The following is a 26,463-nucleotide window of genomic DNA, read 5'->3' as shown; positions in this document are numbered from 1 at the left end:
CAACACAGAAGGACTCTGTGGATCAGATGGGGAAAATGTGCTGATGGATCGGGGATCTGTCAAAATCCGGCACCGATTGGTCCGCGGGGAGCGGGCAATCCGGGCGATATCGGGATCATTGTCGCGCGTTCCGGGCGCAATCCCGCCGCAATTGACGGCGGCGGCTCCGAATCGGAGGGAAGGATGGGAGAGGCGGCAGCAAAGTGCCGTCTCTCCCGGTGCGGCGGTGCCGGGGATGAAGACCGCCGCGACGCGCCCCGGGACAGCGGGGCCGTATTCCGTGTCTCGAGGCCCGGATCAGGCGGCGCGGCGGGCGGCGGCGCGGATGCGGCGGGCCACGGCGTCGCGGTTGCCGCGCTGAGAAGGGAGCTTGACCTCGGTCGTCTTTGCCGTAGCGACGACCGACTGGATCCATCTTTTCTGCTTGGCCTTCATGCGCTTGATCCTTTCATTCTGCTCGTGCCGGTTGGTCCGGTTCATGCACTCAGCCTGCCCTTGCTTTGCGGCCTGAGTGGGACGAATGAGGGCAATTTGGAGAATTCTGCGCCCGGGATCCCGAGACGCGTTAACCTTTGTTAACAGGCGACTTTTGTCCTGACGCAGGGTCAATTCCGGCGGCAATGGGGCGCCGTCAGATGCGGATCACCGAGATCAGGCGCCCGTAATCCGCTTCGCCCGCATGGGTAGTCCGCCGATAGGAATAGAAGCGCCGGGGATCGGCATAGGTGCAGTGACCGGTCCATTCGGCCTCGGCCACGCCGGCCTGACGCAGTCGGCTGAGCCCGTAGGACGGCAGGTCGAAATGCACCCGGTCGGCTTCGCCCCCCGCGAAGAAACGGGCGTTGTCGGGATCCTCGGCCAGGAAGCGGTCCAGGAACTCCGGCCCGACCTCATAGGCCTGCTGGCTGATCGTGGGCCCGATGACGGCGCGGATGCGGTCGCGCCGCGCGCCCAGGCCTTCCATCGCCTCGATCGTCGCTTCCAGCACCCCGTCCAGCGCCCCTTTCCAGCCGGCATGGGCGGCCCCGACCACCGAGGCTTCGGCATCCGCGAAGAGGACCGGCTGGCAATCGGCGGTCAGGATGGACAGCGCGACGCCGGGCCGGTCCGTTACCAGGGCGTCTGCCCGGGGGCGGGTGCGGACGGGGTCGCGCACGGTCACGGCCTCGGCGGAATGAACCTGGTCGACGGTGGCGAGGTCGTCATCGGCCACGCCCATGGCCATCGCGACCCGGTGCCGGTTGATCTCGACGATCTCGCTCTGATCCGACGAGCCGAGGCCGCAGTTCAGCCCCTCGAATATCCCCGAGGAGGCGCCGCCACGTCTTGTGAAAAAGCCGTGGCGGAACGGGGCGAGGGGGCGGGATGTGATGATCTCCAGCGTCATTCGGTCGGCCATTCGGGGTCAGTCGTTCCGGGCACAGGCGGCGCGTCGGGCGGGCTCAGCGCCAGCACCTTGAAGAGCGTCCCCATTTCCTCGGGATGGGTCAAGCGGCGATGTGCGGCCACATGCGCATCGAGGTCGGGTCCCTGCAGCCGGGTCGCCAGCGCCTGCGCGCGGGCGGTGATGCCGAGGCGCTCGAGAAAGACGCCCTGGGGGATCATCCCGCTTGCCCAGGCAGGCGTCGCGGCCTTCGCCAGCCGCTCAAAATCGACGTGCGCGGTCAGGTCGGCGGTTCCGGGCGCGGCGAGCGGATCGACCGGCGCGTGCCCTTTCAGCGCCTGGAAGGTGTCGCCCAGCGACCTCCAGTCACCGTAATCCACGATGACCGCCGCGCCTCCTTGATCCGCGATTCGCGCGCCGATATGTGCGGCCGCGCGGGCGGCGGCCGGGCAGAGCTCGACGACGTCGTCCTCACGCGTGTCGCCCAGCCTGTGGGCGAGTTCGGGTAGGGGCACGGGCGCCGCGAGGGCGGTGGCGAGGCCGCTCCCGGAGACCGTCACCATCACTTCGGCCCAACCGTCCCCGCGCCGCCGGAACTGGCGGATCGGCAGCGCATCGAAAAACTCGTTCGCCACGAGGAAGAGCGGAGCCTCGGGAAGTGCCCCGAGATCGTCGATCCACTCTGCCCGATAGCCGGAGAGTGTCCGCGCCTGGATGTCGCGCAGCACCGGCGATGCCTCGATCAGGACGAGGCTCAGCCCGTCGTGAAATCCGGGGACGGACCGGGTCGCACGCAGGATGTCGGCCATCAGCGTGCCGCGTCCGGGGCCGGGTTCGGCCAGGATGAAAGGCGCGGGGCGGCCCTGGTCGATCCAGCTCTGCGCGAGGGCGAGCCCGACCAGCTCTCCGAACATCTGGCTGGTCTCCGGCGCGGTTATGAAGTCGCCCGCCGTCCCGAACGGATCGCGCGTCGCGTAATAGCCGTGGTCGGGGTCGAGAAGGGCGATCTGCATGTATTCGGCGAGGGTCATCGGTCCCTGCGCCCCGATCCGGTGCCGGATCCGGTCGAGCAGCGGGGTCACCGCCATTGCCGGCGCCCCATCGCGATCAGCGCGAGGCCGATCAGGATCATCGGGAGTGACAGGACCTGTCCCATGGTGATGCCGATGGTCTCGGTCAGGCGCAGCACGTGACCGTAGGGATTTTCGGGCGTGATGAATTGCGCATCCGCCAGCCGGAAGAATTCGACGATGAACCGGGCCAGGCCATAGCCCGCGAAGAAGAGCCCGGCGATCAGTCCGGGCCTGCGCAGCGCGCCGCGCGCAAAGGCCAGGTAGACGAGGATCAGCCCGAGCAGAAGCCCCTCGAGCCCCGCCTCGTAGAGTTGAGATGGATGGCGGGCGCAGGGTCCATCCGCGCACAGGGCCGAGGGGCCGGGAAAGATCACCGCCCAGGGCGCTTCGGACGGGCGCCCCCAAAGCTCGCCGTTGATGAAATTGGCGATGCGGCCCAGCAGGATGCCGGCCGGCGTGGCCAGGCACAGCAGATCCGCGGCCTGCAGCACGGATATGCCGTGGCGGGCACAGTAGACCCAGGTCGCGAGCACGACCCCCAGCAGGCCGCCATGGAACGCCATGCCGCCCTGCCAGATCATCGGGATCTCGGCTGGATTGGCGAGGTAATAGCCCGGCTGGTAGAACAGCACGAAGCCGAGCCGCCCACCCAGAACGATGCCGAGGATGATCCAGGTCAGCAGGTCCTCGAGTTGCGCCTTCGTCATCGGCGCCGTGTCTGCGGGCCACAGACCGGGCCGGGCAAGGGCGGCGCGGGCCAGCAGCCATCCCAGAAGGATGCCGACGATATAAGCCAGCGCGTACCAGCGCAGCGCGAATTCCATCCCGAAGAGGGAGACGGAGAAAAGCTCGGGCGAGATGTCCGGGAACGGAATGACGGCGACCATTGACGAGTGATGCCTCTGGAAATTCGGGGAAGTCAACCTTGAGGGTTGCGCGCACGCGGCCCATATAGGGAACGAATGTGACCAGGAGATCGCGATGCAGACCCGCTCCAAGTTTTTCGACGACATGTCCCAGCTCATGACCAATGCCATGGGGGTGGCGCAGGGTGCGAAGGACGAGGCCGAGACGGCCTTCAACTCGATGATCGACCGCTGGCTCGCGGACCGCGACCTCGTCACGCGCGAGGAATTCGACGCGGTGCGCGCGATGGCCCAGAAGGCGCGCGAGGAGAACGAGGCGCTGAAGGCGCGGATCGAGGCGCTCGAGTCGAAGTCGGGCTGAGCCGGTAGACCCCGGTCGGTCGGGGCGCGGACCGGACCCGCCGTCGAGAATGGCAGAGACGGGTGCCTCTCGGGCGCCCGCTCTTTTTTTCGTGACCCGCTTCTTTCCGTGATCCGCTTCGGTCGAGCGCGGGCCTGTCCCGGCACAGAGCGCCCATGGAGCTGCCCTGCCGGGGGTGCCGACGATTCGGTGGCAGGGGTGCCGAGGCCGCCCGTTCGGGTGGTCGGCCGTCATCGCAGTGTCACAATACCCCGTCCGGCTGCCAATTCTTGGGGTATTCCCGAACCGATCCACAACTTCGTGACTATATCCACAAGATTTGACTTGCCACAAAGGGGCTCCCCCATCACCATATCTCGTAGGGGACGTGGGAAACCGCCCAGCCCCTAGAGCAGGCACCTAGCGCTAGGGGCGCTTTTGCGGCCCCCCGCGCTACAACCAAAAAGAGGTGGCGCAATGGCATTGTCCGAGCAGTTTCTGACCGAGGAACTTCATCCCATCGACATCGTCGAACATCTGGCCGAGCACCATGAATGGGACTTCGACCGGATCGGTGACGACCAGATCGCGATGGCTGTCGAGGGGCAGTGGCGCACCTATTCCGTCACGCTCGCCTGGTCGCATTTCGACCAGACGCTGCGCCTGGTCTGCACCTTCGAGATGGAGCCCCCGAAAGAGGCGCTTCCCGAGCTTTACGAACTGCTCAACCTGATCAACGATCAGTGCTGGGCCGGGTCCTTCACCTACTGGCCCGAACACAAGCTTTGCGTCTTCCGCTACGGTCTGGTGCTGGCCGGCGACCAGATGGCCTGCCCGGAACAGATCGACACGATGATCTCGTCCGCCGTCGTCTCGTCCGAGCGGTTCTACCCGGCGATGCAGCTGAATGTCTGGGGCGGGCAAAGCCCTGCCGACTCTCTTCAGGTCGCCATTGCAGAGGCCTACGGCCGCGCCTAGTCTCTCCCTCGAACGGGGGCGCGCCGAAAGCGCCTCCGACAGGCGGAGCATGATATGATGGACAGGTTGGCCCGGCAGGGCATGATCCTCGTGGGCTGTGGCAAGATGGGCGGCGCGATGCTGTCCGGCTGGCTGAAGAGTGGACTGCCGCCCGCGAGCGTCTGGGTGAAGGATCCGAATCCGGCCGGTTGGCTCGCCGAGGCGGGCATACATCTCAACGAGGATCTTCCCGATGCGCCGGCCGTGGCGCTGATCGCGGTCAAGCCGCAGATGATGGGGGCAGCTCTTCCCGAGGTCGCGCGGCTGGGCGGCGGCGGCACACTGATCGTGTCGGTGGCCGCGGGCACCCCGATCGCGGCCTTCGAGCGCGCTTTCGGCCCCGGCACGCCGGTCATCCGGGCGATGCCCAACACGCCGGCCGCCGTGGGGCGCGGCATCACCGCCATTATCGGCAACGAAAAGGTGACCGAGAGCCATCTTTCGCTGGCGGAGGAATTGCTGGCCGCCGTCGGACAGGTCGTCCGGCTGGAAGACGAAGCGCAGATGGACGCGGTGACGGCGGTTTCCGGGTCGGGGCCGGCCTACGTGTTCCACCTGATCGAGACGATGGCGGCGGCGGGCGAGGCCGAGGGGCTGAGCCCCGACCTCGCCCTCAGGCTCGCCCGTGCCACGGTGGCCGGGGCCGGCGCGCTGGCAGAGGATGCGACCGAGGATCCGGGTCAGCTCCGGATCAACGTGACCAGCCCGAACGGTACGACGCAGGCCGCGCTGGAGGTGCTGATGGACGAGACGGACGGCTTTCCGGCCCTCCTGCGGCGCGCGGTCGGGGCCGCGGCCCGTCGGTCGAAGGAGTTGAGCCGTGACGAGTGAAATCAGTTTCGACGATTTTCTCAAGGTCGATATCCGCGCCGGACGCGTGGTCCGGGCAGAGGATTTTCCCGAAGCCAGAAAGCCGGCGATCAAGCTCTGGATCGATTTCGGGCCGGAGATCGGGGAAAAAAAGACATCTGCCCAGATCACCGCGCATTACGACCCGCAGGCCCTTGTGGGCAAGACGGTGATGGCGGTGGTGAATTTCCCGCCGCGGCAGATCGGCCCCTTCATGTCCGAGGTTCTCACGCTCGGCGTGACGGATGACACGGGCGGCGTGGTGCTGATCGCGCCGGACCAGGATGTGGCGCCGGGGGCGCGGATGCATTGAAACGGGTGTTGATCAGCCGACCCATGCCGCCGCGCACGCAGGCCGCGGCCGAGGACCTGTTCGAGGTCGAGACCCGGCCTTCGAACAAGCCGATGAGCCCGGGCGAACTGCGGGCGGCCTTTGCGGTCTACGACGGGATGATGGTCACGCTGGGCGATCAGATCACGGCCGGGCTGCTTGCAGATTTCGGACGTCCGCGCTGCAAGATGGTGGCGAATTTCGGCGTCGGCTATAACCATATCGACGTCGCCGCCTGCACGAGCCACGGCGTCACCGTCTCGAACACGCCCGGGGCGGTGACCGATGCGACCGCCGATATCGCCATGACGCTGATGCTGATGACGGCGCGGCGCGCCGGCGAGGGCGAGCGGCTGGTCCGCGCCCGGCGTTGGGAGGGCTGGCACCCGACCCAGCTGCTCGGGATGCACCTGACCGGCAAGACCGTCGGGATCGTCGGGATGGGCCGGATCGGGCAGGCCATCGCGCGGCGGTGTCATTTCGGCTTCGGCATGGACGTGGTCTTTGCCAACCGGTCCGAGAAGACGGTGGATTTCCCGGCGCGCCAGATGACCCTGGCCGAGGTCGCCGCCAAGGCCGACGTCGTCGTTGTCGCCACGCCCGGCGGCCCCGAGACCGAACATCTGATCGGCGCCGAGGTGCTGGAGGCGATGCAGGCGCATGCGATCCTCGTGAACATCGCGCGCGGCAACATCGTGAACGAGGCGGCCCTAGTCGCGGCGCTTTCTACCGGTTCTATCGCCGGGGCGGGGCTGGACGTCTATGAACACGAGCCCCAGGTCACGCCGGCGCTTCTCGAGATGGAGCAGGTCACGCTTCTGCCGCACCTCGGGACCGCGTCGCAGGATGTGCGCGAGGACATGGGACTGATGGCGATCGCCAACCTCAGGGCGTATTTCGAAGGGCAGGAGGTGCCCAACCGGGTGGCCTGACGGCGCCCGTCAACCGTCGAGGACCACGACGTCGACGCTCTGTTCGCTGGTCTGTTTGCCGGCGCCGCGCATCGCGCCCCGCACGGGTGCCACGTCGTCGTAGTCGCGGCCGTAGCCGATCGTGATGTAATCGGTCCCGGCGGTCTGGTTGTTCGTGGGATCGAACTCGATCCAGCCGGTTTCCGGGCCCACCCAGGCCCGGACCCAGGCGTGCATGGCATCGACCCCGACCAGCTTTTCCTTGCCGGGCGGCGGCAGCGTGCGCAGGAAGCCCGAGACGTAGGCCGCCGGGATCCCGACTCCGCGCAGGCAGGCGATCATGATGTGCGAGAAGTCCTGGCAGACGCCGGCGCGCTTGGCAAAGGCCTCTGCGGCCTCGGTGTCCACATGCGTCGCGTCCGAGGAATAGGTCATTTCCTCGTATATGGCCGTGCCGATGGCCCGCACCGCGTCCAGCACCGACATTCCGGGTGCGAGGCGGTCCCTCGCAAAGGCCGTCATCGTCCGGTCAAGCGGCGCGCGTCGCGAGGCGGCGGTGAAGTGCAGCGGCGAGTCGGCCGAGATGTCGCGCACCACCGCCAGTTCCTGCGACAGGCGCGACAGCGGCGTCGCTAGCGCCAGGAGCGGTGTGACGGACAGCCGCTCGGCCTGGACGTTCAGCGTGATCCGGACCTCGTCGATCCGCCCGTGCCAGACGGCGGAGGTGACGACGTTGCCGAAGAAGTCGGTGAAGTGGCGCTGCTCCGAGGGATGTGGGCCGAGCGTCAGGCTCCAGTCGCCGATGACCTGAACGCCGGGAATGTCGCGCGGCAGGACGCGCAGCAGGTTGCGCGCCCTGTCCGTGGGGCTGGTATAGTCGTATCCAATCCGGAGCGTGACGTCGTAGCGCATGGTGGTCATCGCAAATGGGCGTCTGCCAGCCGGTCGGACATGCGGGCGATCGCCCGTCGGATTTCCCGCATAATGTCGGTCCCGACGTCTTCCGGCTGATCCACCTCGAGCCGGGTGCGGACGGGCAGAAGTTCACGGACGAGGGCCGAGGGCCGGGCCGACAGGGTGGCGCCGGGCAGGTCCTCGGCCAGCCGCTGCATTTCGCGCAACTGGTAGAGCACCGACCGGGGGTTGCCGGTGTCGTGGGCCAGCAGATCGACCACCGTGTCCCGCGTCGTTCCTAGGGCATAGCGCCGGCGATGCGCCATCGTCGCATCCGCCACCTCGAGCGCGACATCCAGCGCGCCGTCCGGGGCCGCGGGATCGGCGAAGGTTTCCAGGACGGCGGCCAGTGCGTCGATGCGTTCCAGCGCGCGACCGATCGAGAGGAAACGCCAGCCGTAATAGCGGTACATGTTCTCGGTCACCACGCCCGAGAAACCGGCGGTCTTGCGTAGCAGAACGGACATTGCGCGGGCCGCATCATCGCCGGGTGTGGCGCTGCCGGTCATCTGTCCCACGGTCTTCACGAGGTCGTTCAGCGCGATCCAGCCGTCCTGGGAAAAGCGGTCGCGGACCTTCGAGGCGCAGTTGTGGGCAGAGAAGAGCCGGTTGCGCAGCCCGACCGGGATCGCCTGTGTCGCCTCGATGCCGACCGGCTTGAGAAACTCCGAGATCATGCGCAGCAACCGGTCCTCGGGCGCGTCGGTGATCGCCAGGCGAAGGTGGTAGGCCCGCAGCAGGCGGGCGGCCTCTTCGAACCGCACGACGTAGCGGCCCAGCCAGAACAGGTTGTCGGCCGCGCGGGCGGGCAGGGCGGCCGATTCCGTCCGCACCCGCCTCTGGCCGGAGGGATCGGGGCCGGGGCGCCGCCCCGCGACGTCCGGCACCGGCAGATCCGAGATGATCTGCACGTCCGCCACGCTGCCGCCCCGCTGCATCGCCAGGGCCGAGGCGTCTCCGTCCGGTCCGATCCGGGCATAACCGCCCTGCATGAACTCCCAGCCCTCGGCCGTGCGCGCGGCGAAGACCCGGACCGTCATCGGGCAGGGGGTCAGGCGCGATCCTTCGGGCGTGTCGTGCCAGGCGGGCGTGGTCGACAGCGCGACGGTCTCCTGCCCGACGAGATCGGGGGCCGGGTGGTCGAGAAGGTCGACGATCTCCGGCTCGGCGCCGCGCACGGTTTCGGAATTGCTGTCGAACGGCAGATCGAGCGCGAGGGCCGGTGCGATCATCATCCGATCGACGTTCTCACGCACATAGGCGCGGGCGGCATCGTCGCCGCACCACCAGGTCGCGATGTTCGGCATGGCAAGCGCCTCGCCGGTCAGCACGCGGCTGATGCGCGGCAGGAAGGCCATGAGGGCGCGGGTTTCCAGAACGCCCGATCCGAGCGCGTTCACCATCGCCAGGTTGCCGGACCGGACCGCGTCGACCAGGCCGGGGACACCGATCTGGGAGTCGGGGCTCAGCTCGAGCGGGTCGGCGAAATTCGAGTCGATCCGCCGCCACAGCAGCCCGAGCGGAACCGGTCCCTCGATCGTGCGCACCATCGCCTGACCGTTCTGAACCACGATGTCCTCGCCCTCGAGCAGCAGCATCCCGAGATAGCGCGAGATGTAGAGGTGTTCGAAGAAGGCGTCGTTCGCGCGGCCGGGGGTCAGCAGGCCGAACTGGTGCGCCTCGGAGCGGTTGGCGGTGGCGAGATCCTCGAGGGTGGAGCGGAAGCTTTCGAAGAACCCGACAAGGCGATGCGTGTAGGCGCGGGGGTAATCCTCGGGAAACACGCGGCGCATCGCCATGCGGTTCTCCAGCGCGAACCCCGCGCCCGAGGGCGCCTGCGTCCGGTCGCCCAGGACGAACCAGCTCCCGTCGGGGGAGCGGCCGATCTCGAAGGCGAGAAAGTGGAGATAGTGGCCGCCGCGGGGCTGGACCCCCACCATTGGCCGCTTCCAATGGCTGTTCTCGGTGATCAGCCGCGGCGGCAGATGTCCGCCGGTCAGGAGCCGCCCGGGGCCGTAGAGATCCGCCATCACGGATTCCAGCAGGTTGGCCCGCTGCGCGAGGCCGCGGCAGATCTCGTTCCACTCGGTCTCGTGCAGCAGGACCGGAATATTGGAAAGCGGCCACTCCCGTTCGTTCAGAGGATCGCCGGAATACTGTCGGAAATAGACGCCGGCGTCGCGCAGGTACTGGCGGCCGCGTTCGAATTTCGCGCGCAGCTCTTCCTCCGAGAGGTTCGAGAGGGCGCGGATGAAGGGGGTCCAGACCGGACGCATCTCGCCCGCGCGGTCGAAGAGTTCGTCCGCGACACCAGGGGAAGGCCTGTAACCCGTCAGCAGGGGGCTGCTGGCGGCGCTTTTTGTCCGTTTGTCCATCCTGTCCTCGCGACGGAGCCTAACCCAATCCGGGCGGGCGGCGAAGGTCAAGTGTCATCGGAAACTCGGGATGCGGCGTTTCGGGTTCGGGCCGGTAGGGCGCGGGGGCATGGCCATGCGGCTCGAACCTCGCCAGACGGCGGGCCTCGGCCTCGTACCCGTTGACCGGGAAAGTGTCGTAGTTGCGCCCCCCCGGATGCGCCACGTGATAGGTGCAGCCGGTCAGCGCGCGGCCGGTCCAGTCGTCATAGATGTCGATGACCAGCGGCGCGTTCACCGGCAGGGTGGGGTGCAGGGCTTCGGGCGGCTGCCAGGCCTTGAACCGGATCCCGCCGACAGAGACGCCGGAGGTCAGTGTCCGGCTCATGGGGACCGGCCGGCGGTTGCACATGATGCGGTACCGGTCCTGGTGGAGCGTCGTCATCTTGACCTGCAGCCGTTCGACCGAACTGTCGGTGTAGCGTACCGTTCCGCCGATCGCGCCCATCTCGCCCAGCACGTGCCAGGGCTCCAGCGCCTGCCGGACCTCGACATGCACGCCCTCGGCCTCGATCTGGCCGCAGAAGGGAAAGCGGAATTCGGCCTGGGCCTCGAACCATTCCGGGTCGAGGTCATAGCCGTGGTCGCGCAGGTCATTCAGAAGGCTGAGAAAGTCCTGCCAGAGGTAGTGGGGCAGCATGAAGCGGTCGTGCAGCACGGTCCCCCACCTGACGGGCCTGCCCTTGACCGGGCTTTCCCAGCAGCGCGCGATGATGGCCCGCAGCAGGACCTGCTGGGCCAGCGACATGCGCGCGTCGGGGGGCATCTCGAAGCCGCGGAACTCGATCAGGCCGAGGCGGCCGGTCGGGCCGTCGGGGGAATAGAGCTTGTCGATGCAGATTTCCGCCCGGTGCGTATTGCCGGTGACGTCGGTCAGCATGTTGCGCAGCAGCCGGTCGACCAGCCAGGGCGGCGGCGGATCGCCTTCGTCCGGGGCATGGATCTGCGACAGGGCGATTTCCAGTTCGTAAAGCGTATCGTGCCGCGCCTCGTCGATCCGGGGCGCCTGCGAGGTGGGGCCGATGAACAGGCCCGAGAAGAGATAGCTGAGGCAGGGGTGCCGCTGCCAGGTCAGGATCAGGGACCTGAGCAGATCGGGCCGGCGCAGGAAGGGGCTGTCGTTGGTCGTGGCGCCGCCAAAGACGATGTGGTTGCCGCCGCCGGTGCCGGTGTGGCGGCCGTCGATCATGAACTTGTCCGCGCCCAGGCGGGACTGGCGGGCCTCTTCGTAGATCGCCTCGGTCGTGGCGACGCAGTCCTCCCAGCTGTGCGCGGGATGGATGTTCACCTCGATCACGCCGGGGTCGGGGGCCACGCGGATCACGTTGAGCCGCGGATCGGACGGGGGCGAATAGCCTTCGATGTGGATCGGCAGATCGAGATCGGCGGCGGTTTCCTCGGCGGCGGCGATCAGTTCCAGGTAATCCTCGAGCAGGTCGCAGGGCGGCATGAAGAGACACAGGCGGCCGTCGCGCGGCTCGATGGCGATGGCGGTGCGCACCGCTCCGATGGCGGGGTCCGTGCCATCGGCCGACCCGTCCTGCGGGATGACCCTCTGTCGGATGTCTTCGGGCTGATCGACGCCGCGCGCGGGCTGGGTGTGCGCCTTGCTCTTCCGGGGCATCCGCCGCGCGCGATCCTCGGCCTCTTCGGCCTCGATCCGCGCGATCTCGTCTTCCACCAGCTTGCGGCGTGCGGCGACCTCGGCGTGGAAGTCGGGCAGGGGGCCGCGCGGTTCGGTGGTGTCGGCCGGGTAGGAATAGGGGTAATGCGCCGGTGGGATATAGGGCAGCGATCCCAGCGGCAGCCGGAACCCGACCGGGCTGTCGCCGGGCACGAGAAACAGCTTGCCGCGCCGGGGTTTCCACAGCTCGGATCGCCACTTCGACGCCTTTCCCTGCCAGCGCTGGATCGGCAGCACGTAGCCGGCGGGTTCGGTGAGGCCCCGGTCAAAGACCCGGGCATAGCGGGCGCGGTCCTCGGGGTTCTTCAGCTTCGAATTCTCGGGGGTGACGTTGCTGGGCAGGTTGGCTTCCTTGAGGATCCATTCGGCGGGGTCCTCGTAGGCGGGCTGGGCATAATCGGCCTCGAGCCCCAGGGCTTCGGCGAAACGTCCCATGAAGCGCCCGGCCTCGTCCGGGGTCGCGCGGGTGTCGTCCGTTTCCCTCGCGATCAGGTCCGGGTTCTTCCAGACCGGCTGTTGGTCGTTGCGCCAGTAGAGAGAGAAGGTCCAGCGCGGCAGGCTTTCGCCCGGATACCACTTGCCCTGCCCGTAGTGCAGGAAGCCGCCGGGCGCGAACCGGTCCTTGAGCCGCCGGATCAGCGTGTCGGCCAGGCCGCGTTTCTGGGGGCCGACCGCCTCGGTATTCCATTCGGCGGATTCGAAATCGTCGACCGAGACGAAAGTGGGCTCGCCGCCCATGGTCAGCCGCACGTCGCCCTTTTCCAGGCGGTCGTCCACATGGCGCCCGAGCGCGTTCAGCCTCTCCCATGCCTCGTCCGAGAACGGCTTGGTGATGCGGGGATGTTCGGCCACCCGCTTGATCTGCATGTCGAAGGTGAAATCGACCTGCGGCTGGCCCGCGGCGGTAAAGCCGCCGACGATCGGCGCGGCGTTCTGATAATGCGGCGTGGCGGCGAGGGGTATGTGGCTCTCGCCCGTCATCAGGCCCGAGGTGGGGTCGAAGCCGATCCAGCCGGCACCGGGCAGGTAGACCTCGCACCAGGCATGCAGGTCGGTAAAGTCGTGGTCGGTGCCCGAGGGGCCGTCGAGCGCCGCGATATCCGGCTTGAGCTGGATGAGGTAGCCCGAGACGAAGCGCGCGGCAAAGCCCAGGTTGCGTAGAAGTTGCACCAGCAGCCACGAGGAATCGCGGCACGAGCCCGAGCCGATGGTCAGCGTTTCCTCCGGCGTCTGAACACCGGGCTCCATCCGGATCGTGTAGTCGACGGCCTGCGAGACCCGGCGGTTGAGATCCACCAGAAAGTCCACCGTGCGCCTTTCCCCGGTCCGGTCGATGTTCTCTAGAAAGGCAGCGAGCGCCGGTGTCAGGGGATCGGGCCGGCGATAGATCGAGAGATCCTGCGTCAGTTCCTCGGGATAATCGAAGGGCCACGTCTCGGCGCTGTCATCGACGAAGAAATCGAACGGGTTGTACACGGTCATGTCTGCGACGAGATCGACCTCGATCTTCAACTCGCGAACCGGTTCGGGAAAGACGAACCGCGCCAGCCAGTTGCCATAGGGATCCTGCTGGTGGTTCACGAAATGGCCGCCGGGGCCGACCTTGAGCGAATGCGAGATGACGCGCGTCCGGGAATGCGGCGCGGGGCGCAGCCGGATGATCTGCGGACTCAGCGTGACGGGCCGATCGTATCTGTAATGCGTGAGGTGATAGATGCTTGCGTGGATGGCCATGATTTCGTCCCGTCTGGCCGGAACCAGCGTCCGGTCGCCCTCACTCTGCGGAAGCGTCGCCTGTGATGGTATGATGACTGTCCCACCGACGATACAAGGCGCGCGGTTCTTTGCAACCGTGCCGCATTTTTCGGCAGGGCGGTGCTGCGCCGGTCAGCGCAGGCGCAGGTGGTCGTGGGCGAAGGCGAATTTCCGGCGCACACCGTCCGGCAGCACGAAGGGGTAGACATCGGGCAGGTCCAGCGCCCGGTTCACGTGGTTGACCGCGATCGAGAGATCGACCGCGCGTGTGATCACCGCTTCGGTATCCGGATCGGCATAGGCGTCGTAGCCCGAGGTCAGCCCGTCCGGCAACGACAGTTCGGCGGCCGCGGCACTGTCGACCAGGTCCACGAGATGCAGCAGATGCGCGATGGTCTCGGCCCAGTCCTCGTGGGGGTGCGCCGTGGCATAGCTCGTGATGTGATCCTCTCCCGCCGAGCCGGGGGATTCGTAGTGCGCGGCGAGGGCGGCGGCATAATCCCTGCTCTCGTCGCCGAAAAGCTCGCGGAAACCTTCGAGAAACCCCCTGTCCTCCGACAGGCGGAGGAACAGGAAATGCGCGATCTCGTGCCGGATGTGGCCGGTCATCGTCCGGTAGAGTTCGCCCAGTTCCTCCTGCCGCTGCGCCCGCACCGCCTCGGAGGCCTCGGTGACGTTGATGGTGATGACGCCCTGGGCGTGGCCCATGACGATATGCGCCTCGCCGCCGGCCGATTTCTCGGACAGCATGCGGAATGTCGGCCGTGCCCCGGTGTCGGCCTTGGCGAACCAGCCCCAACGGCCCAGGTTGGCCAGCACCCATCTCTTGGCCAGTTCGCTCTGCTGCCAGAGCGGCAGGTTCTCGGCCTCGCGCAGGTCGGGCACCGTCTCGGTCGTCGCGCAGGACCGGCAGAGGCCCTCGGCCTCGGCCTCGGCCTGCCAGTTGCAGCCGATATCCGCGCGGTTGCTGCAGAAGTCGTCCCCGGACCGCATGTCCTGCGCCTCGGGGTCGAAGATCAGCGTGGCGCCGCAGGCACAGGTCAGGTTGTGAAAGTAGACGCGCCCCTCGCAGGCCGGGCATCGAAATATCTGCATGATCTCGGCCCCCCTTGCGACCGCCTCAAAGCGAACCGCCGGCCCCCCCCAACGGTTCCCTGCGAACCGTCCGGTTCAGGCGTTCGCATCGGCGGGAGGCTCCTCCATCTCTTCGCGCCAGTGCCGGCGGCAGAGGGATGCGTAGGTTTCGTTGCCCCCGACCTGCACCTGGGCCCCTTCGCGCAGGGCCTTGCCGTCGGGGCCCCGGCGGACGACCATCGTGGCCTTCTTGCCGCAGTGGCAGATGGTACGCACCTCGCGCATTTCATCGGCCAGGGCAAGGAGCGCGGCCGAGCCCTCGAAAAGCTCGCCCAAAAAGTCCACGCGCAGACCATAGCACATGATCGGCACCTTGAGGTCGTCCACCGCACGGGCCAGTTGCCAGACCTGGCCGCGGGTGAGGAACTGCGCCTCGTCGACGAAGACGCAGGCGCAGGGGCCCTCCTGCAACCGCTCTCGGAGCCGTGCAAAGAGGTCGTCTTCGGGGGCGAAAGTGTCGGCGGGGGTCCCGATGCCGATGCGGCTTGCGATCCGCCCTTCGCCAGCCCGCGTGTCGAGCCGCGCCGTCAGAAGATAGGTCCGCATGCCGCGTTCGACGTAGTTGTGCGAGGCTTGCAGCAGCACGGTCGACTTGCCCGCGTTCATCGTGGAGTAGTGGAAATAGAGCTTGGCCATGGGGGAATTAGGCCGGGACGGGCGGGGGTGTCCAGTCCGACCCGGCTCAGGTCGCGGGATATGTCGCGGGAGGCGGCGGGGCGGCCGTGTCGCGATCTGTGGCACACGGCATCTGGCAAAAGACAGGCCCGGCGGCGCGGCCGGGCCTTGCACCATACGGTCGATCAGGATTTGCGCTTGCGCAGCGCCAGTGCCGTCAGGCCCGAGATCAGCAGGACGCCGCCCGCCGGCAACGGAACTGCGGGCGTGATGGGGTCGGTCGTCGCCGGCACAATGGCAGCGGATGCCGCAGCCCCGGCGGTGCTGTCCCAGGTCCCGGAATTGCCGGTGTAGAACCCGTTGCACGAGCTGGAGTTGACGTTGCCCCGATGATCGCGCTCTTCGCAGGTCATCCTCAGGCTGGACACGTTGTAGCTCCCGTCCGCCTGTTTCTGAAGCGACAGGTTCATCGAGAACGGATAAAGCGTCGCGTCCGTCCGGTCATAGCTCGGCGACGGATAACTGCTGCCGAACAGCAGGTAGGGATCGCCGAACCGCGTATCGAAACCGAAGTCCTTTCTCAGATGGATCATGTTCGGCAGGACCGTGACAGCAGTGCCGTCCCCGAAGGCAAGATCCAGACTTGCCTGCACCTCGAAGTTGTTGACGCCGGCGAGGTCGATATACCCTTGCGGCAGGCCGTGGGGCAGACGTGTCTCGAGGTCGAACGCCGTGACGACGTCTGATGCTCCGCTGTTGTCGATGTCGATCGTGCCGGAGACGTGTGCAGTTACGCCGTGGTAGAGGCCTGCATAGGTGTTGGTCGGCCCTGACACGAAGGGAAAGCTGAAGATCTGCGTGCCGGAGCGCGACGCCTCGGTGTCGTAGGTGTAGCGGATGGTCGTTGCCTGAGCGGCGGCTGCGCAGGACAAAATCGCCGCGCAGCATAGTGCGAAAAGTTTCATAAATGGCTCCAAGAAAAAATCTAGCAGTTCCCGACGCTTATGAAGGCGGCGGAAGCAAGTCTAGAAAAAAGTCGCGGAAACCGTCTGCTCCTAACTGGAAACCTATAAGAGTTAATCCAGTATACCCGCTGTGCCGGGGAACAGCTGCGGCGGGGGTCAGGCCCCCGCCGCCAGTTCCTGCAGAGAGGTCACGGCCATGTTGTCCGTCTCGCGCGAGGCGATGGCCTGGGCGGCGGCCTGCGCGCCGGCGGCGGTCGTGTAATAGGGGATCTTGTCGTAGAGCGCGACCTTGCGGATTTCGCGGCTGTCCTCGATCGACTGCTGACCCTCGGTCGTGTTGAGCACCAGGGCAATCCCGCCGTCCTTGAGCTGGTCGACGATGTTGGGGCGGCCTTCGTAGACCTTGTTGACCGTTTCGCAGTCCAGTCCGGCGGCGGAGAGCCATTTCGCCGTCCCGCGGGTCGCGATCAGGTCGAACCCCCGGCCCGACAGGGTGCGGGCGGCGTCCAGCATCGCGGGGGTCTTGTCCTCGTCGCGGATCGAGATGAAGACCTTGCCGCTGCCGGGCAGGTCGTTGCCTGCGCCGAGTTGCGCCTTGAGGAAGGCGCGGGCGAAGGTGGTGTCCGAGCCCATGACTTCTCCTGTCGACCGCATCTCGGGGCCGAGCAGCGTATCGACGCCGGGGAAGCGGGCGAAGGGAAGAACCGCCTCCTTGACGGCGAAACGGTCGATCTGGGGATCGACCAGAGCGAAGCCCTCGAGGCTCTCGCCGGCCATGACGCGGGCGGCGATCGAGGCGATGGGCGAATTCACCGCCTTGGCCACGAAGGGGACGGTGCGGGAGGCGCGGGGGTTGACCTCGATCAGGTAGACCGTGCCGTCCTTGACCGCGTATTGCACGTTCATCAGCCCCACGACGTTGAGTTCCCGGGCCAGCGCCTCGGTCTGGCGCTTGACCTCGTCGATGATGTCCCCGGGCAGGGAGTGCGGCGGCAGCGAACAGGCGGAATCGCCCGAGTGGACGCCGGCCTCTTCGATGTGCTGCATGATCCCGGCTACGTGGACGTTGGTGCCGTCGCAGAGTGCATCCACGTCCAGTTCCACGGCCGAGGACAGGTAGCTGTCGAGCAAGACAGGGCTGTCGCCCGAGACCACCACGGCGTCGCGGATGTACCGCTTGAGCCCGTCCATGTCGCGGACGATCTCCATCGCGCGGCCGCCCAGCACGTAGGAGGGGCGGATAACCAGCGGGAAGCCGATGCCCTCGGCGATCTCGAGCGCCTCGGCGTCGGAATGGGCGATGCCGTTCCGGGGCTGTTTCAGCTCCAGCCGGTTCACGAGGTCCTGGAAGCGTTCGCGGTCTTCGGCCAGGTCGATGGCGTCCGGCGTGGTGCCGAGGATGGGAATTCCCTCGGCCTCGAGCGCGTTGGCCAGTTTCAGGGGCGTCTGGCCGCCGAACTGGACAATGACGCCGTGCAGCGTGCCCCTGGACTGTTCGACACGCAGGATCTCCATGACGTGCTCGAATGTCAGCGGCTCGAAATACAGCCGGTCGGACGTGTCGTAGTCGGTCGAGACGGTCTCGGGGTTGCAGTTGACCATGATGGTCTCGTAGCCCGCCTCGGTCAGCGCGAAACAGGCGTGGCAGCAGCAATAGTCGAACTCGATCCCCTGGCCGATCCGGTTGGGTCCGCCGCCGAGGATGACCACCTTCTTGCGATCGCTGGGGCGGGCCTCGTCCTCGACCTCGCCCATCATGGGTTCCTCGTAGGTCGAGTACATGTAGGGGGTCTGCGCCTCGAATTCGGCGGCGCAGGTGTCGATCCGCTTGAAGACCGCCGTGATGCCGAGGTTGTGGCGGGCGCGGCGGACCTGATCCTCGTCGCGGGCGGACAGCTTGGCGAGGCGCGCGTCGGTGAAGCCCAGCATCTTGTATTTGCGCAGGCCCGTTTCGGTCACGGGCAACCCGTTGACCTTGATCTCGGCCTCGGCGCGAACGATCTCGCGGATGCGGTCGAGGAACCACGGATCGAAGGAGGTCACGCCGTGGATCTCGTCGTTCGACAGGCCGTGGCGCATGGCCTGGGCGATGACCCGGATACGGTCGGGCGTCTGCTCCGAAAGGGCCTTGATGATCGCGGCCTTGTCCGGCGCGCCCTCGATCTCGATATCGTCGAGCCCCGTCAGGCCGGTCTCCATGGACGCCAGGGCCTTTTGCAGCGACTCGTGGAAGGACCGGCCGATGGCCATGGCCTCGCCCACCGACTTCATTGCGGTGGTGAGATGCGGCTTGGAGCCGGGGAATTTCTCGAAGGCGAAGCGGGGGATCTTGGTGACGACATAGTCGATGGTGGGCTCGAAGCTGGCGGGCGTCACCTTGGTGATGTCGTTGTCGAGTTCGTCCAGGGTATAGCCGACGGCCAGCTTGGCCGCGATCTTGGCGATGGGAAAGCCGGTGGCCTTGGAGGCGAGGGCGGAAGACCGCGACACCCGCGGATTCATCTCGATCACGACCATGCGGCCGTCCTCGGGATTGATGGCCCACTGGACGTTCGAGCCGCCGGTTTCGACCCCGATCTCGCGCAACACGGCGATCGAGCCGTTGCGCATCACCTGGTATTCCTTGTCCGTCAGGGTCAAGGCGGGGGCAACGGTGATGGAATCGCCGGTGTGGACGCCCATCGGGTCCACGTTCTCGATCGAACAGACGATGATGGCGTTGTCGGCGCGGTCGCGCACGACCTCCATCTCGAATTCCTTCCAGCCGAGGAGGGATTCGTCGACCAGGATCTGCGCGACGGGCGAGGCTTCCATGCCCGAACGGCAGTAGTATTCGTAGTCGTCGCGGTTGTAGGCGACGCCGCCGCCGGTGCCGCCCAGGGTGAAGGCGGGGCGGATGATGGCGGGCAGGCCGATATGTTCCAGCGCGTTCATCGCCTCGGCGACGCCGGCGGAGATATCGAACTGACCGTTCTTTTTCGGGGCGGTGACGATGGTCGCCTTGGGGTTCTCGAGCCCGATGCGATCCATGGCTTCGCGAAAGAGCCGCCGGTCCTCCGCCATTTCAATGGCTTCGCGGTTCGCGCCGATCAGCTCCACCTTGAACTTTTCCAGAACGCCCATGTCGGCAAGAGCGAGCGAGGTGTTCAGTCCGGTCTGGCCGCCCATCGTGGGCAGCAGGGCGTCGGGGCGCTCCTTCTCGATGATCCTGGCGACCACCTCGGGGGTGATCGGCTCGATATAGGTGGCGTCGGCGAGGCCGGGATCGGTCATGATCGTGGCCGGATTGGAGTTGACCAGGATGACCCGGTAGCCTTCCTCGCGCAGGGCCTTGCAGGCCTGGGCGCCGGAATAGTCGAACTCGCAGGCCTGCCCGATCACGATGGGACCGGCACCGATGATCATGATCGAGTTGATGTCGGTTCTTTTCGGCATGGTGGTCCCCCGGCGGCGCAAATTGATGCGCGTTATAGCCATGCGCGGACCCGGTGCAAGGCCCCGCGGGATGTGGCCGGGCGGAAATTCCCCGCGCCCGCCCGCGCGGCGAATCGGCGCCTTGTATCTCGGGGCATCGTGATTACAATAAGACGCAACGACAGAGGCGGTACGGGGACGTGCCGCCTTTGGTTCTCAGATGCCAGTCATGGCACATCACTGCACAACGAAGGAAGGCGTCCATGTCCTGGACCGATGAACGTGTCGAGCTGTTGAAAAAGATGTGGACCGAAGGCCAGTCCGCCAGCCAGATCGCCAAGGAACTGGGCGGGGTGACCCGCAACGCCGTGATCGGCAAGGTGCATCGGCTGGGCCTGTCCAACCGGTCGGGCGGGGGGCAGGCGGCCCCGGCCGCCGCGCCGGCCGCGACGCCCAAGGCGGAGGCCAAGCCCAAGACGGCCCCGAAGGCCGCGCCCGAGCCGGTCGGCGACGCGGCGGCCGGAGAGGACGAGCCGCGCACCACCTCGGCCGCGCCGCAGGGCCTGCCGTCGCGCAAGGCCATCGTGCCCGCCGGACAGCCGCTGCCGCCGCAGCCTTCGGCCAACGAGATCAGCCCCGAGGCGCTGGCCAAGGTCAACGAGATCGAGAAGAAGGCCAAGAAACTGTCGCTGATGGAACTGACCGAGCGGACCTGCAAATGGCCCGTGGGCGATCCGGCGACCGAGAAGTTCTGGTTCTGCGGTCTGCCGGTCCAGGCGGGCAAACCCTATTGCGACGCCCATGTCGGCGTGGCGTTCCAGCCGATGTCCTCGCGCCGCGACCGGCGGCGCTGACGACCCGGGGAGGGGGCCAGCCCCCTCTTGGCCCGTGCCGGGCCAATTCACCCCCGGGATACTTTCCGGACCAAAGAAGCGGGACGGCGGCTCAGGCATTGCCGACGCCCGTCGATGCCCATGCGGGCAGCAGGGGCGGGCGGGGCCGCGCGCAGGGCGTGCGTGGCGCGATCATGGACCGCAGGGCCGCGATCGGCAGCGGGTCGGGCTCCGCCAGCAGAGCGGCGTAGAGGTCGAAGACACCGGGCCGGAGGTAGGTCGACCAATGGCAGACCCGCCGCCGTCGCACCGCGATCCGGAACCCGTGCGCGGCGAGCGCCGACAGCGTCTCGGGGTCGTCGATGGGAAGGGTCGTCCATCCGGGGGCGTCCGGCGCATGATGCCCCAGGACGCGGTCCCCGGGGCGCGGGGCGGGGATCAGCCGTTCGAAGAGGCGCTCGTACAGGCGGTTTTCCCGGCTGGCGACGTTGATCACCTCGAGGTGACGGCCGGCGGGCGTGGCCATCGCGGCCTCGGCATGGGCGCGGTACTCGGCGCCCGCCAGGAGGATCGCGCGGCTCAGCGCGCCCGGCGGCAGGTCGTGCAGGGCCGAGAGAACGACGCGTGCGCCCATGGAATGCGCGATGGCATGGACGGGACGGCCGGGGAGGTGGCGGCGGATGTCGCGGATCAGACGGGCGAGCGCGCGGCCCGCCGCTTCGGCGCGGGCATAGGCCTGCCATATGCTGCCGCGCGCGGGCCAGCCGAAGGCGATGCCCAGCCGGTCGGGGTGGCGGCCGTCGATGCCGAGTGCGCGCGGCCAGCTCTTCGCTTTCCGGCAGGTGTGGTCGCTCTTCAGTGACAGGATGTGGTCGTGCGGGCAATTCCCGGGCTCGCCCGGGGCGAACTTGAACCCGTGGATCATGAGGATCACCGGGCCCGTGCCGCCCGCCTGGGCCTGCAGGGCCCGAGCCACCGGCGCATCTGCTCGGTGGAGCGCCGGCGCTCCGTCCCTCAGATCGATCCTGATCAAGGCCATGGCCCTCGTCCCCGACAGCTCATCTGGGGGTGGCTTAGGGCGCACACACGACATTTGGGTGATGCTCGGGTGACAGAACGGTAACGCTTGACCGGTGTTGCATTGCGGCGATAGACAGCGCGCGTGGCGATTTGTTGCCGGATTGCGGGCCACACGAAACATTCCGCTAAAAGGCCAGTCGTCGGGGACCCCCACGCTTGGCCGCGTCTGGGGGTTTTTGTTTGCCGACCCGCCCCCGAGAGGTCGGCGTGGAGAGAAGACGATGCGCAATCGGAGCAAACGCACCACCCTGATCCATGGCGGGATCCGACGGTCCCAGTATGGCGAGGTCAGCGAGGGACTCTTCCTGACGCAGGGCTTTGTCTATGACAGCGCCGAGGCCGCCGAGGCCCGGTTCAAGGAACTGGGCGAGGACGAATTCATCTATGCGCGCTACGGCAATCCGACGGTGCGCATGTTCGAGAACCGCCTGTCGGCCGTGGTCGGCTACGAGGACGGCTTCGCCTGCACCAGCGGCATGGCCGCGGTGACCGGTGCGCTGACGGCGCTGCTGAAGGCGGGCGACAGGGTCGTGGCGTCGCGGGCGCTGTTCGGGTCATGTCTCTACGTGCTCGAGGACGTGCTGGCCCGGTTCGGTGTCGAGGTGGAACTGGTCGACGGCACGGACAACGCCGCCTGGAGCCGGGCCCTGACGCCTGCGACGACGCTCGTCTTTCTCGAAAGCATCTCGAACCCGATGCTGGAGGTGGTGGACCTGGCCCATGTGGTCGAGGCCGCCCATGCGGTCGGGGCGCTGGTGGTGGTGGACGATGCGATGGCGACGCCGGTCTATTCCTATTCCGCGGCCTGCGGGGCGGATCTCTGCGTGATCTCCACCACCAAGCATGTGGACGGGCAGGGCCGCCTGCTGGGCGGCATGATCTGCGGCTCGAAGGAGCTGATCCGCGGTCCGATCGAGGCCTACATGAAACATACCGGCGGGGCGATGAACCCGTTCACGGCGTGGGTTCAGCTCAAGTCGCTCGATACGCTCGACCTGCGGGTGCAGGCACAGGCGACGGGGGCGCTGCGGATCGCGCAGGCGCTTGAGGGGCATCCCCGGCTTTCCGCGGTGCGGTATCCGCTGCTGCCCAGCCACCCGCAGCACGAGGTGGCGATGCGCCAGGGCGGGGCGGGAGGGACGGTCCTGGCCTTCGAGGTCAAGGGCGGCAAGGCGGAGTGTTTCCGGATGCTCAACGCGTTCGAGCTGTTCACGATCTCGAACAACTTCGCCGATTCCAAGTCCATCGTCACCCATCCCGCGACCACGACGCACCAGCGCCTGCCGCAGGAACAGAAGGATGTGCTCGGCATCAGCGACGGGGCGGTGCGCCTGTCGGTGGGGCTGGAGGATCCGGAGGACCTGATCGCGGATCTGATGCAGGCGCTGGATCGGATCTGAGGTCCCGAACCATCTGTTCTGCCGTTTCCGCGCCGTCGCGGGGCGGAATTGGAAAAACGCGCCCGCACTGATTATATGTAAGGGTAGGGACCAGAAGGGGGACCTGATGAACATCCACCCAAACGACATGCAGGCCTTGCCGGACCGGGATGAAGCCGAGGCCGCCCTGTCGCGGTTGCGCCAGTGGGCCGCGGCGGCGTCGGATTCCGAGATCAACGACCTCGATCCCGCCCTCGCGAGGCTGCTGTCGGACGAGGGCTATCCTCTGCTGTCGCGGCGCTATCCCGCCGGGTTCGACGCGGATGAGGGCTATCGCGCGAGCCTGCCCGACCTGCAGAACGGCCCGGCCAGCCTGATCCGCGGGTCGCGTCGCACGATCCAGCACGTCGGAATTTCCAACTTCCGCCTGCCGATCCGCTACCGGACGCGCGCCGGCGGAGAGATTTCGCTCGAGAGCGCGGTGACAGGGACGGTCAGCCTCGAAGCGGACAAGAAGGGCATCAACATGAGCCGCATCATGCGGTCCTTCTATGCCCATGCCGAAAAGACCTTTTCCTTCGAGGTGATCGAGGCGGCGCTGGACGACTACAAGGCCGACCTCGGCACGCTGGATGCCCGTATCCAGATGCGGTTTTCGTACCCTCTCAGGGTGGATTCCCTGCGCTCAGGCCTGTCCGGCTATCAGTATTACGACATTGCGCTGGAACTGGTCGAGAGGGGCGGGGAGCGGCTCAGGATCGTTCACCTCGATTATGTCTACAGTTCCACCTGCCCCTGCTCGCTTGAGCTTTCGGAACATGCCCGGCGCGAGAGGCGGCAGCTTGCCACCCCGCACTCGCAGCGCTCGGTGGCGCGGATCTCGGTCGTGCTGGCCGGCACCGACCGCCTGTGGTTCGAGGATCTGATCGACATGGCGCGGCGCGCCGTCCCGACCGAAACGCAGGTCATGGTGAAACGGGAGGACGAACAGGCCTTTGCCGAACTCAACGCCGCGAATCCGATCTTCGTCGAGGATGCGGCGCGGCTCTTTTCGGCCGAACTGGAGCAGGACGAGCGTATCGGTGATTTCCGCATCGTCGCGAGCCATCAGGAAAGCCTGCACAGCCATGATGCCGTGTCGATCCTGACCGAGGGGCCGACATTCGAGGCGGCGAGCCTCGACCCCGGGCTTTTCGGGACCCTGCACCACGTGCGCTGACCCCTGCCTGGGGAACCGCCCGTATTTTGGGCAGGACACGGTGGGGGGCGGGAAATTGGCGCGGCCGGCGCTTTTCCCCTCCCCATCCGGGGCGAAGCCGCTAGTCTCGGCCCGACGGGAGGGACGACAGATCACCGCAGACCCGACAGCAACGCGCATGGCCCCACCGGCCGGCAGCCGCCAGCCCCGTGCTCGGGGGCGGGCGGAGGTATCCGCACGCTTGCGCGGCACCCGGTCGCGCATCGGCGAACTGCACCAGGCGGGGTCGATGAAGCTGCTTTTCCCGCAGGCCCGCACCCCGGCGTTGCAGGCGGTGTCGCTCAACACCGCCGGCGGCGTGACGGGGGGCGACCGGTTTCACCTGAGCGCCTCGGCCGAACCGGGCGCGCATCTGGTCGTCACCACGCAGGCGGCCGAGCGCATCTACCGGGCGCAGCCCGGAGAGACCGGGCAGGTGCGGACCTCTCTGACCGTGGGCGAGGGGGGGCGGCTGGACTGGCTGCCGCAAGAGACGATCCTCTACGATCATGCGGCCGTGGACCGGCGGCTCGAGGCCGAGATCCGGACGACGGGCCGTCTCCTGGCGGTCGAGCCGCTGGTCTTCGGCCGGACGGCCATGGGCGAGATGGTCGAGACGGGTCACCTTTCCGACCGCTGGCGGATCTTTCTCGAAGGCGAGCTGGTCTTTGCCGACAACCTGCGCCTCGAGGGCGCGGTCCGGGCGCTGCTCGACCGGCCGGGGGTGGCGAACGGGGCCGCCGCGATGGCGAGCCTGCTGCTCGTCTCTCCCGATGCCGAGCGGTTCACCGAGCGCCTGCGCGGGGTGCTCGGCGACGCGGGTGGGGCGAGCCTGATCCGGCCCGGCGTGCTCTTTGCGCGTCTTCTGGCCCGCGACGGCTATGCGCTGCGCCAGAGGCTCATTCCGGCAATCGAGGCCCTTTCGGGCGACGACATTCCCAAGACATGGACACTTTGACATGCAACTGACACCTCGCGAAAAGGACAAACTGCTGGTCTCGATGGCTGCGGAAGTGGCACGAAAGCGCCTGGAGCGGGGCGTGAAACTGAACCATCCCGAGGCCATCGCGTTGATCACCGATGCCGTTGTCGAAGGCGCCCGCGACGGAAAGTCCGTCGCCGCCCTGATGCAGGAAGGTGCCCGCGTGATTTCGGCAGATCAGTGCATGGACGGGATCCCCGAGATGATCCACGAGGTCCAGGTCGAGGCGACGTTCCCCGACGGGACCAAGCTCGTCACCGTCCACAACCCGATCCGCTGACGCGGCCCGCATGGAAGGAAGGACATCAGGATGCAGCAATTGATCGAGAAAATCGCACAGGCCCTTGGTCTCGTGCCGCCGCCCAGGCCGGTTCCGGTTCGCGCGGCCGCCGGCCGCGACGGCCGCGGGGGCCGCCGCGCATGATCCCGGGCGAGCTCTTCCCGGGCGACGGGGCCATCACGCTCAATGCCGGTCGCGAGACGATCACCCTGATGGTGGCCAATACCGGCGACCGTCCCGTTCAGGTCGGCTCGCATTATCACTTTGCCGAGGCCAACGCCGCGCTCGATTTCGACCGGGCGGCGGCGCGGGGGATGCGGCTGGACATTGCCGCAGGAACGGCCGTTCGGTTCGAGCCGGGCCAACGGCGCGAGGTCCAGCTGGTGCCGGTCTCGGGCGCGCGCGCCATCTACGGGTTCAACCAGCAGGTGATGGGCGCCCTCTGAGGGGACCACGGCGGGTCTGCGTCGCGCGAAGGCCGAACGTCGCACCGTGTCGCGGATTATTTCCGTGGGTTTGCACCAAGCCACGGGAATGGCGCAGGAAACCTCCGCAGTATGTCGTCGCGACCGGACCCGCCCGTGTCGTTCGCACCTGCGTCGCCGGAACCCGATGCCGCAGCGCAGCGTTCCGGTTCAGGTACAACGCGGGGCAGAATTCATGACGGATTTCGTGACGGAGACGATGAAGCTCGGCTGGGCGATGGCCCGGCTGGGGTACGAGGCGCAGACGGTCGTGACGCTCCGTCTCTTCGGATTGGCCGGGGCCTGGGCCCTGCCCCCGGGCGAGGCGCAGCGGATGGTGGCCGAGAAGACGCCGGCCTGGACAGATGCATGGTGGCAGGCGGCCACGGCCCTGTCGCGCGGGGCGAGTTCCTCGGCCGCGCTCGCCGCGGCGCTCGGTCCGCTGCACAGTGGCGCGCGGGCCAACCGGCGGCGCCTGACGGCGCGGCGCAGGCGGCGGTAA

At 67.4% G+C, this 26,463-nt stretch carries 24 protein-coding genes and 1 riboswitch; of the genes, 12 read left to right on the top strand and 12 right to left on the bottom strand.

Annotation, left to right across the window (positions count from 1 at the left end):
• Positions 1-297 precede the first annotated feature (297 nt).
• From OB2597_RS11140 to lgt, 4 genes are all read right to left on the bottom strand, one after another.
• Positions 298-435, bottom strand: a complete 138-nt coding sequence (locus OB2597_RS11140) for a hypothetical protein (RefSeq protein ID WP_161601043.1) — start codon at positions 433-435, stop codon at positions 298-300.
• Positions 436-631: 196 nt separating this feature from the next.
• The gene (gene pgeF, locus OB2597_RS11135; protein ID WP_040609709.1) at positions 632-1,387 is read right to left on the bottom strand and encodes a peptidoglycan editing factor PgeF; all 756 of its coding nucleotides are present in this window, start codon (positions 1,385-1,387) and stop codon (positions 632-634) included.
• A complete protein-coding gene (locus OB2597_RS11130; protein WP_009805662.1) occupies positions 1,384-2,472 on the bottom strand; it encodes a class I SAM-dependent methyltransferase in 1,089 nt (362 codons plus the stop codon). The genes pgeF and OB2597_RS11130 overlap by 4 nt, the downstream gene beginning before the upstream one ends.
• Positions 2,463-3,344, bottom strand: a complete 882-nt coding sequence (gene lgt / locus OB2597_RS11125; protein WP_009805661.1) for a prolipoprotein diacylglyceryl transferase — start codon at positions 3,342-3,344, stop codon at positions 2,463-2,465. Before lgt ends, OB2597_RS11130 begins: the two co-directional genes overlap by 10 nt.
• A gap of 94 nt (positions 3,345-3,438) precedes the next feature.
• On the opposite strand from lgt, the gene OB2597_RS11120 reads away from it, so the two are divergent.
• The 5 genes from OB2597_RS11120 to OB2597_RS11100 all read left to right on the top strand — a co-directional run bounded on the left by OB2597_RS11120 (position 3,439) and on the right by OB2597_RS11100 (position 6,792).
• Complete coding sequence (locus tag OB2597_RS11120) at positions 3,439-3,684, top strand: accessory factor UbiK family protein (RefSeq protein WP_009805660.1); 246 nt, start codon at positions 3,439-3,441, stop codon at positions 3,682-3,684.
• A gap of 456 nt (positions 3,685-4,140) precedes the next feature.
• On the top strand, positions 4,141-4,641 hold the full coding sequence (locus OB2597_RS11115; protein WP_009805659.1) for a type III secretion system chaperone family protein: 501 nt from the start codon (positions 4,141-4,143) through the stop codon (positions 4,639-4,641).
• Positions 4,642-4,695: 54 nt separating this feature from the next.
• Positions 4,696-5,511 (top strand): pyrroline-5-carboxylate reductase, encoded by an 816-nt coding sequence (gene proC / locus OB2597_RS11110; protein WP_009805658.1) that lies wholly within the window; start codon positions 4,696-4,698, stop codon positions 5,509-5,511.
• The gene (locus tag OB2597_RS11105) at positions 5,501-5,842 is read left to right on the top strand and encodes a tRNA-binding protein (RefSeq protein ID WP_009805657.1); all 342 of its coding nucleotides are present in this window, start codon (positions 5,501-5,503) and stop codon (positions 5,840-5,842) included. Before proC ends, OB2597_RS11105 begins: the two co-directional genes overlap by 11 nt.
• Positions 5,839-6,792, top strand: a complete 954-nt coding sequence (locus OB2597_RS11100; protein WP_040609274.1) for a 2-hydroxyacid dehydrogenase — start codon at positions 5,839-5,841, stop codon at positions 6,790-6,792. Before OB2597_RS11105 ends, OB2597_RS11100 begins: the two co-directional genes overlap by 4 nt.
• Before the next feature lie 9 nt (positions 6,793-6,801).
• Here the strand turns inward: OB2597_RS11100 and OB2597_RS11095 are convergent, their stop codons facing one another.
• From OB2597_RS11095 to carB, 7 genes are all read right to left on the bottom strand, one after another.
• Positions 6,802-7,683: a transglutaminase family protein gene (locus OB2597_RS11095; protein WP_040609708.1), complete on the bottom strand. Its 882-nt coding sequence runs from the start codon at positions 7,681-7,683 to the stop codon at positions 6,802-6,804.
• Positions 7,684-7,688: 5 nt separating this feature from the next.
• Positions 7,689-10,100 (bottom strand): circularly permuted type 2 ATP-grasp protein, encoded by a 2,412-nt coding sequence (locus OB2597_RS11090; protein ID WP_009805654.1) that lies wholly within the window; start codon positions 10,098-10,100, stop codon positions 7,689-7,691.
• Positions 10,101-10,119: 19 nt separating this feature from the next.
• Positions 10,120-13,557 (bottom strand): transglutaminase family protein, encoded by a 3,438-nt coding sequence (locus OB2597_RS11085; protein ID WP_009805653.1) that lies wholly within the window; start codon positions 13,555-13,557, stop codon positions 10,120-10,122.
• Between the two features lie 153 nt (positions 13,558-13,710).
• Positions 13,711-14,673, bottom strand: a complete 963-nt coding sequence (locus OB2597_RS11080; protein ID WP_009805652.1) for a zinc-binding metallopeptidase family protein — start codon at positions 14,671-14,673, stop codon at positions 13,711-13,713.
• 75 nt (positions 14,674-14,748) lie between these two features.
• Positions 14,749-15,348: a thymidine kinase gene (locus tag OB2597_RS11075; RefSeq protein WP_009805651.1), complete on the bottom strand. Its 600-nt coding sequence runs from the start codon at positions 15,346-15,348 to the stop codon at positions 14,749-14,751.
• Positions 15,349-15,512: 164 nt separating this feature from the next.
• On the bottom strand, positions 15,513-16,292 hold the full coding sequence (locus OB2597_RS11070) for a VPLPA-CTERM sorting domain-containing protein (protein ID WP_009805650.1): 780 nt from the start codon (positions 16,290-16,292) through the stop codon (positions 15,513-15,515).
• 156 nt (positions 16,293-16,448) lie between these two features.
• Complete coding sequence (gene carB / locus OB2597_RS11065; RefSeq protein WP_009805649.1) at positions 16,449-19,727, bottom strand: carbamoyl-phosphate synthase large subunit; 3,279 nt, start codon at positions 19,725-19,727, stop codon at positions 16,449-16,451.
• Positions 19,728-19,969: 242 nt separating this feature from the next.
• Here carB and OB2597_RS11060 point away from each other — a divergent pair, with 242 nt between their 5' ends.
• The gene (locus OB2597_RS11060) at positions 19,970-20,560 is read left to right on the top strand and encodes a GcrA family cell cycle regulator (protein ID WP_009805648.1); all 591 of its coding nucleotides are present in this window, start codon (positions 19,970-19,972) and stop codon (positions 20,558-20,560) included.
• 91 nt (positions 20,561-20,651) lie between these two features.
• Here OB2597_RS11060 and OB2597_RS11055 read toward each other — a convergent pair whose 3' ends face one another.
• A complete protein-coding gene (locus OB2597_RS11055) occupies positions 20,652-21,578 on the bottom strand; it encodes an alpha/beta hydrolase (RefSeq protein ID WP_009805647.1) in 927 nt (308 codons plus the stop codon).
• 113 nt (positions 21,579-21,691) lie between these two features.
• Positions 21,692-21,768: riboswitch (SAM riboswitch) on the top strand.
• Positions 21,769-21,840: 72 nt separating this feature from the next.
• Between OB2597_RS11055 and OB2597_RS11050 the strand changes: the two genes are divergently transcribed.
• The 6 genes from OB2597_RS11050 (at position 21,841) to OB2597_RS11025 (ending at position 26,463) form a co-directional block, all read left to right on the top strand.
• On the top strand, positions 21,841-23,019 hold the full coding sequence (locus OB2597_RS11050; RefSeq protein ID WP_009805646.1) for a trans-sulfuration enzyme family protein: 1,179 nt from the start codon (positions 21,841-21,843) through the stop codon (positions 23,017-23,019).
• A gap of 106 nt (positions 23,020-23,125) precedes the next feature.
• Positions 23,126-24,217, top strand: coding sequence for a GTP cyclohydrolase FolE2 (gene folE2, locus OB2597_RS11045; protein WP_009805645.1), 1,092 nt, complete (start codon positions 23,126-23,128; stop codon positions 24,215-24,217).
• A gap of 220 nt (positions 24,218-24,437) precedes the next feature.
• Positions 24,438-25,193, top strand: a complete 756-nt coding sequence (locus tag OB2597_RS11040) for an urease accessory protein UreD (RefSeq protein WP_009805644.1) — start codon at positions 24,438-24,440, stop codon at positions 25,191-25,193.
• Between the two features lies 1 nt (position 25,194).
• Complete coding sequence (locus OB2597_RS11035; RefSeq protein ID WP_009805643.1) at positions 25,195-25,497, top strand: urease subunit gamma; 303 nt, start codon at positions 25,195-25,197, stop codon at positions 25,495-25,497.
• Positions 25,498-25,637: 140 nt separating this feature from the next.
• Complete coding sequence (locus OB2597_RS11030) at positions 25,638-25,943, top strand: urease subunit beta (protein ID WP_009805641.1); 306 nt, start codon at positions 25,638-25,640, stop codon at positions 25,941-25,943.
• A gap of 214 nt (positions 25,944-26,157) precedes the next feature.
• Entirely contained in the window at positions 26,158-26,463 is a 306-nt protein-coding gene (locus OB2597_RS11025; RefSeq protein WP_009805640.1) for a hypothetical protein, read from the top strand.

It is taken from the genome of Pseudooceanicola batsensis HTCC2597, from assembly GCF_000152725.1.
GTDB classification, from domain to species: domain Bacteria; phylum Pseudomonadota; class Alphaproteobacteria; order Rhodobacterales; family Rhodobacteraceae; genus Pseudooceanicola; species Pseudooceanicola batsensis.
Note: the sequence above shows the minus strand (reverse complement) of the source record. Positions and strands in the feature narration are given on the sequence as shown.

Bases quoted from the DNA above. Each gene is read 5' to 3' on its own strand.
- OB2597_RS11090 (WP_009805654.1), bottom strand. From the start codon at position 10,100: ATGGACAAACGGACAAAAAGCGCCGCCAGCAGCCCCCTGCTGACGGGT.
- OB2597_RS11030 (WP_009805641.1), top strand. From the start codon at position 25,638: ATGATCCCGGGCGAGCTCTTCCCGGGCGACGGGGCCATCACGCTCAAT.
- OB2597_RS11130 (WP_009805662.1), bottom strand. From the start codon at position 2,472: ATGGCGGTGACCCCGCTGCTCGACCGGATCCGGCACCGGATCGGGGCG.
- OB2597_RS11140 (WP_161601043.1), bottom strand. From the start codon at position 435: ATGAAGGCCAAGCAGAAAAGATGGATCCAGTCGGTCGTCGCTACGGCA.
- OB2597_RS11050 (WP_009805646.1), top strand. From the start codon at position 21,841: ATGCGCAATCGGAGCAAACGCACCACCCTGATCCATGGCGGGATCCGA.
- carB (WP_009805649.1), bottom strand. From the start codon at position 19,727: ATGCCGAAAAGAACCGACATCAACTCGATCATGATCATCGGTGCCGGT.
- OB2597_RS11060 (WP_009805648.1), top strand. From the start codon at position 19,970: ATGTCCTGGACCGATGAACGTGTCGAGCTGTTGAAAAAGATGTGGACC.
- OB2597_RS11075 (WP_009805651.1), bottom strand. From the start codon at position 15,348: ATGGCCAAGCTCTATTTCCACTACTCCACGATGAACGCGGGCAAGTCG.
- OB2597_RS11080 (WP_009805652.1), bottom strand. From the start codon at position 14,673: ATGCAGATATTTCGATGCCCGGCCTGCGAGGGGCGCGTCTACTTTCAC.
- OB2597_RS11070 (WP_009805650.1), bottom strand. From the start codon at position 16,292: ATGAAACTTTTCGCACTATGCTGCGCGGCGATTTTGTCCTGCGCAGCC.
- pgeF (WP_040609709.1), bottom strand. From the start codon at position 1,387: ATGACGCTGGAGATCATCACATCCCGCCCCCTCGCCCCGTTCCGCCAC.
- OB2597_RS11115 (WP_009805659.1), top strand. From the start codon at position 4,141: ATGGCATTGTCCGAGCAGTTTCTGACCGAGGAACTTCATCCCATCGAC.
- OB2597_RS11055 (WP_009805647.1), bottom strand. From the start codon at position 21,578: ATGGCCTTGATCAGGATCGATCTGAGGGACGGAGCGCCGGCGCTCCAC.
- OB2597_RS11120 (WP_009805660.1), top strand. From the start codon at position 3,439: ATGCAGACCCGCTCCAAGTTTTTCGACGACATGTCCCAGCTCATGACC.
- OB2597_RS11095 (WP_040609708.1), bottom strand. From the start codon at position 7,683: ATGCGCTACGACGTCACGCTCCGGATTGGATACGACTATACCAGCCCC.
- folE2 (WP_009805645.1), top strand. From the start codon at position 23,126: ATGAACATCCACCCAAACGACATGCAGGCCTTGCCGGACCGGGATGAA.
- OB2597_RS11085 (WP_009805653.1), bottom strand. From the start codon at position 13,557: ATGGCCATCCACGCAAGCATCTATCACCTCACGCATTACAGATACGAT.
- OB2597_RS11035 (WP_009805643.1), top strand. From the start codon at position 25,195: ATGCAACTGACACCTCGCGAAAAGGACAAACTGCTGGTCTCGATGGCT.
- proC (WP_009805658.1), top strand. From the start codon at position 4,696: ATGATGGACAGGTTGGCCCGGCAGGGCATGATCCTCGTGGGCTGTGGC.
- lgt (WP_009805661.1), bottom strand. From the start codon at position 3,344: ATGGTCGCCGTCATTCCGTTCCCGGACATCTCGCCCGAGCTTTTCTCC.
- OB2597_RS11025 (WP_009805640.1), top strand. From the start codon at position 26,158: ATGACGGATTTCGTGACGGAGACGATGAAGCTCGGCTGGGCGATGGCC.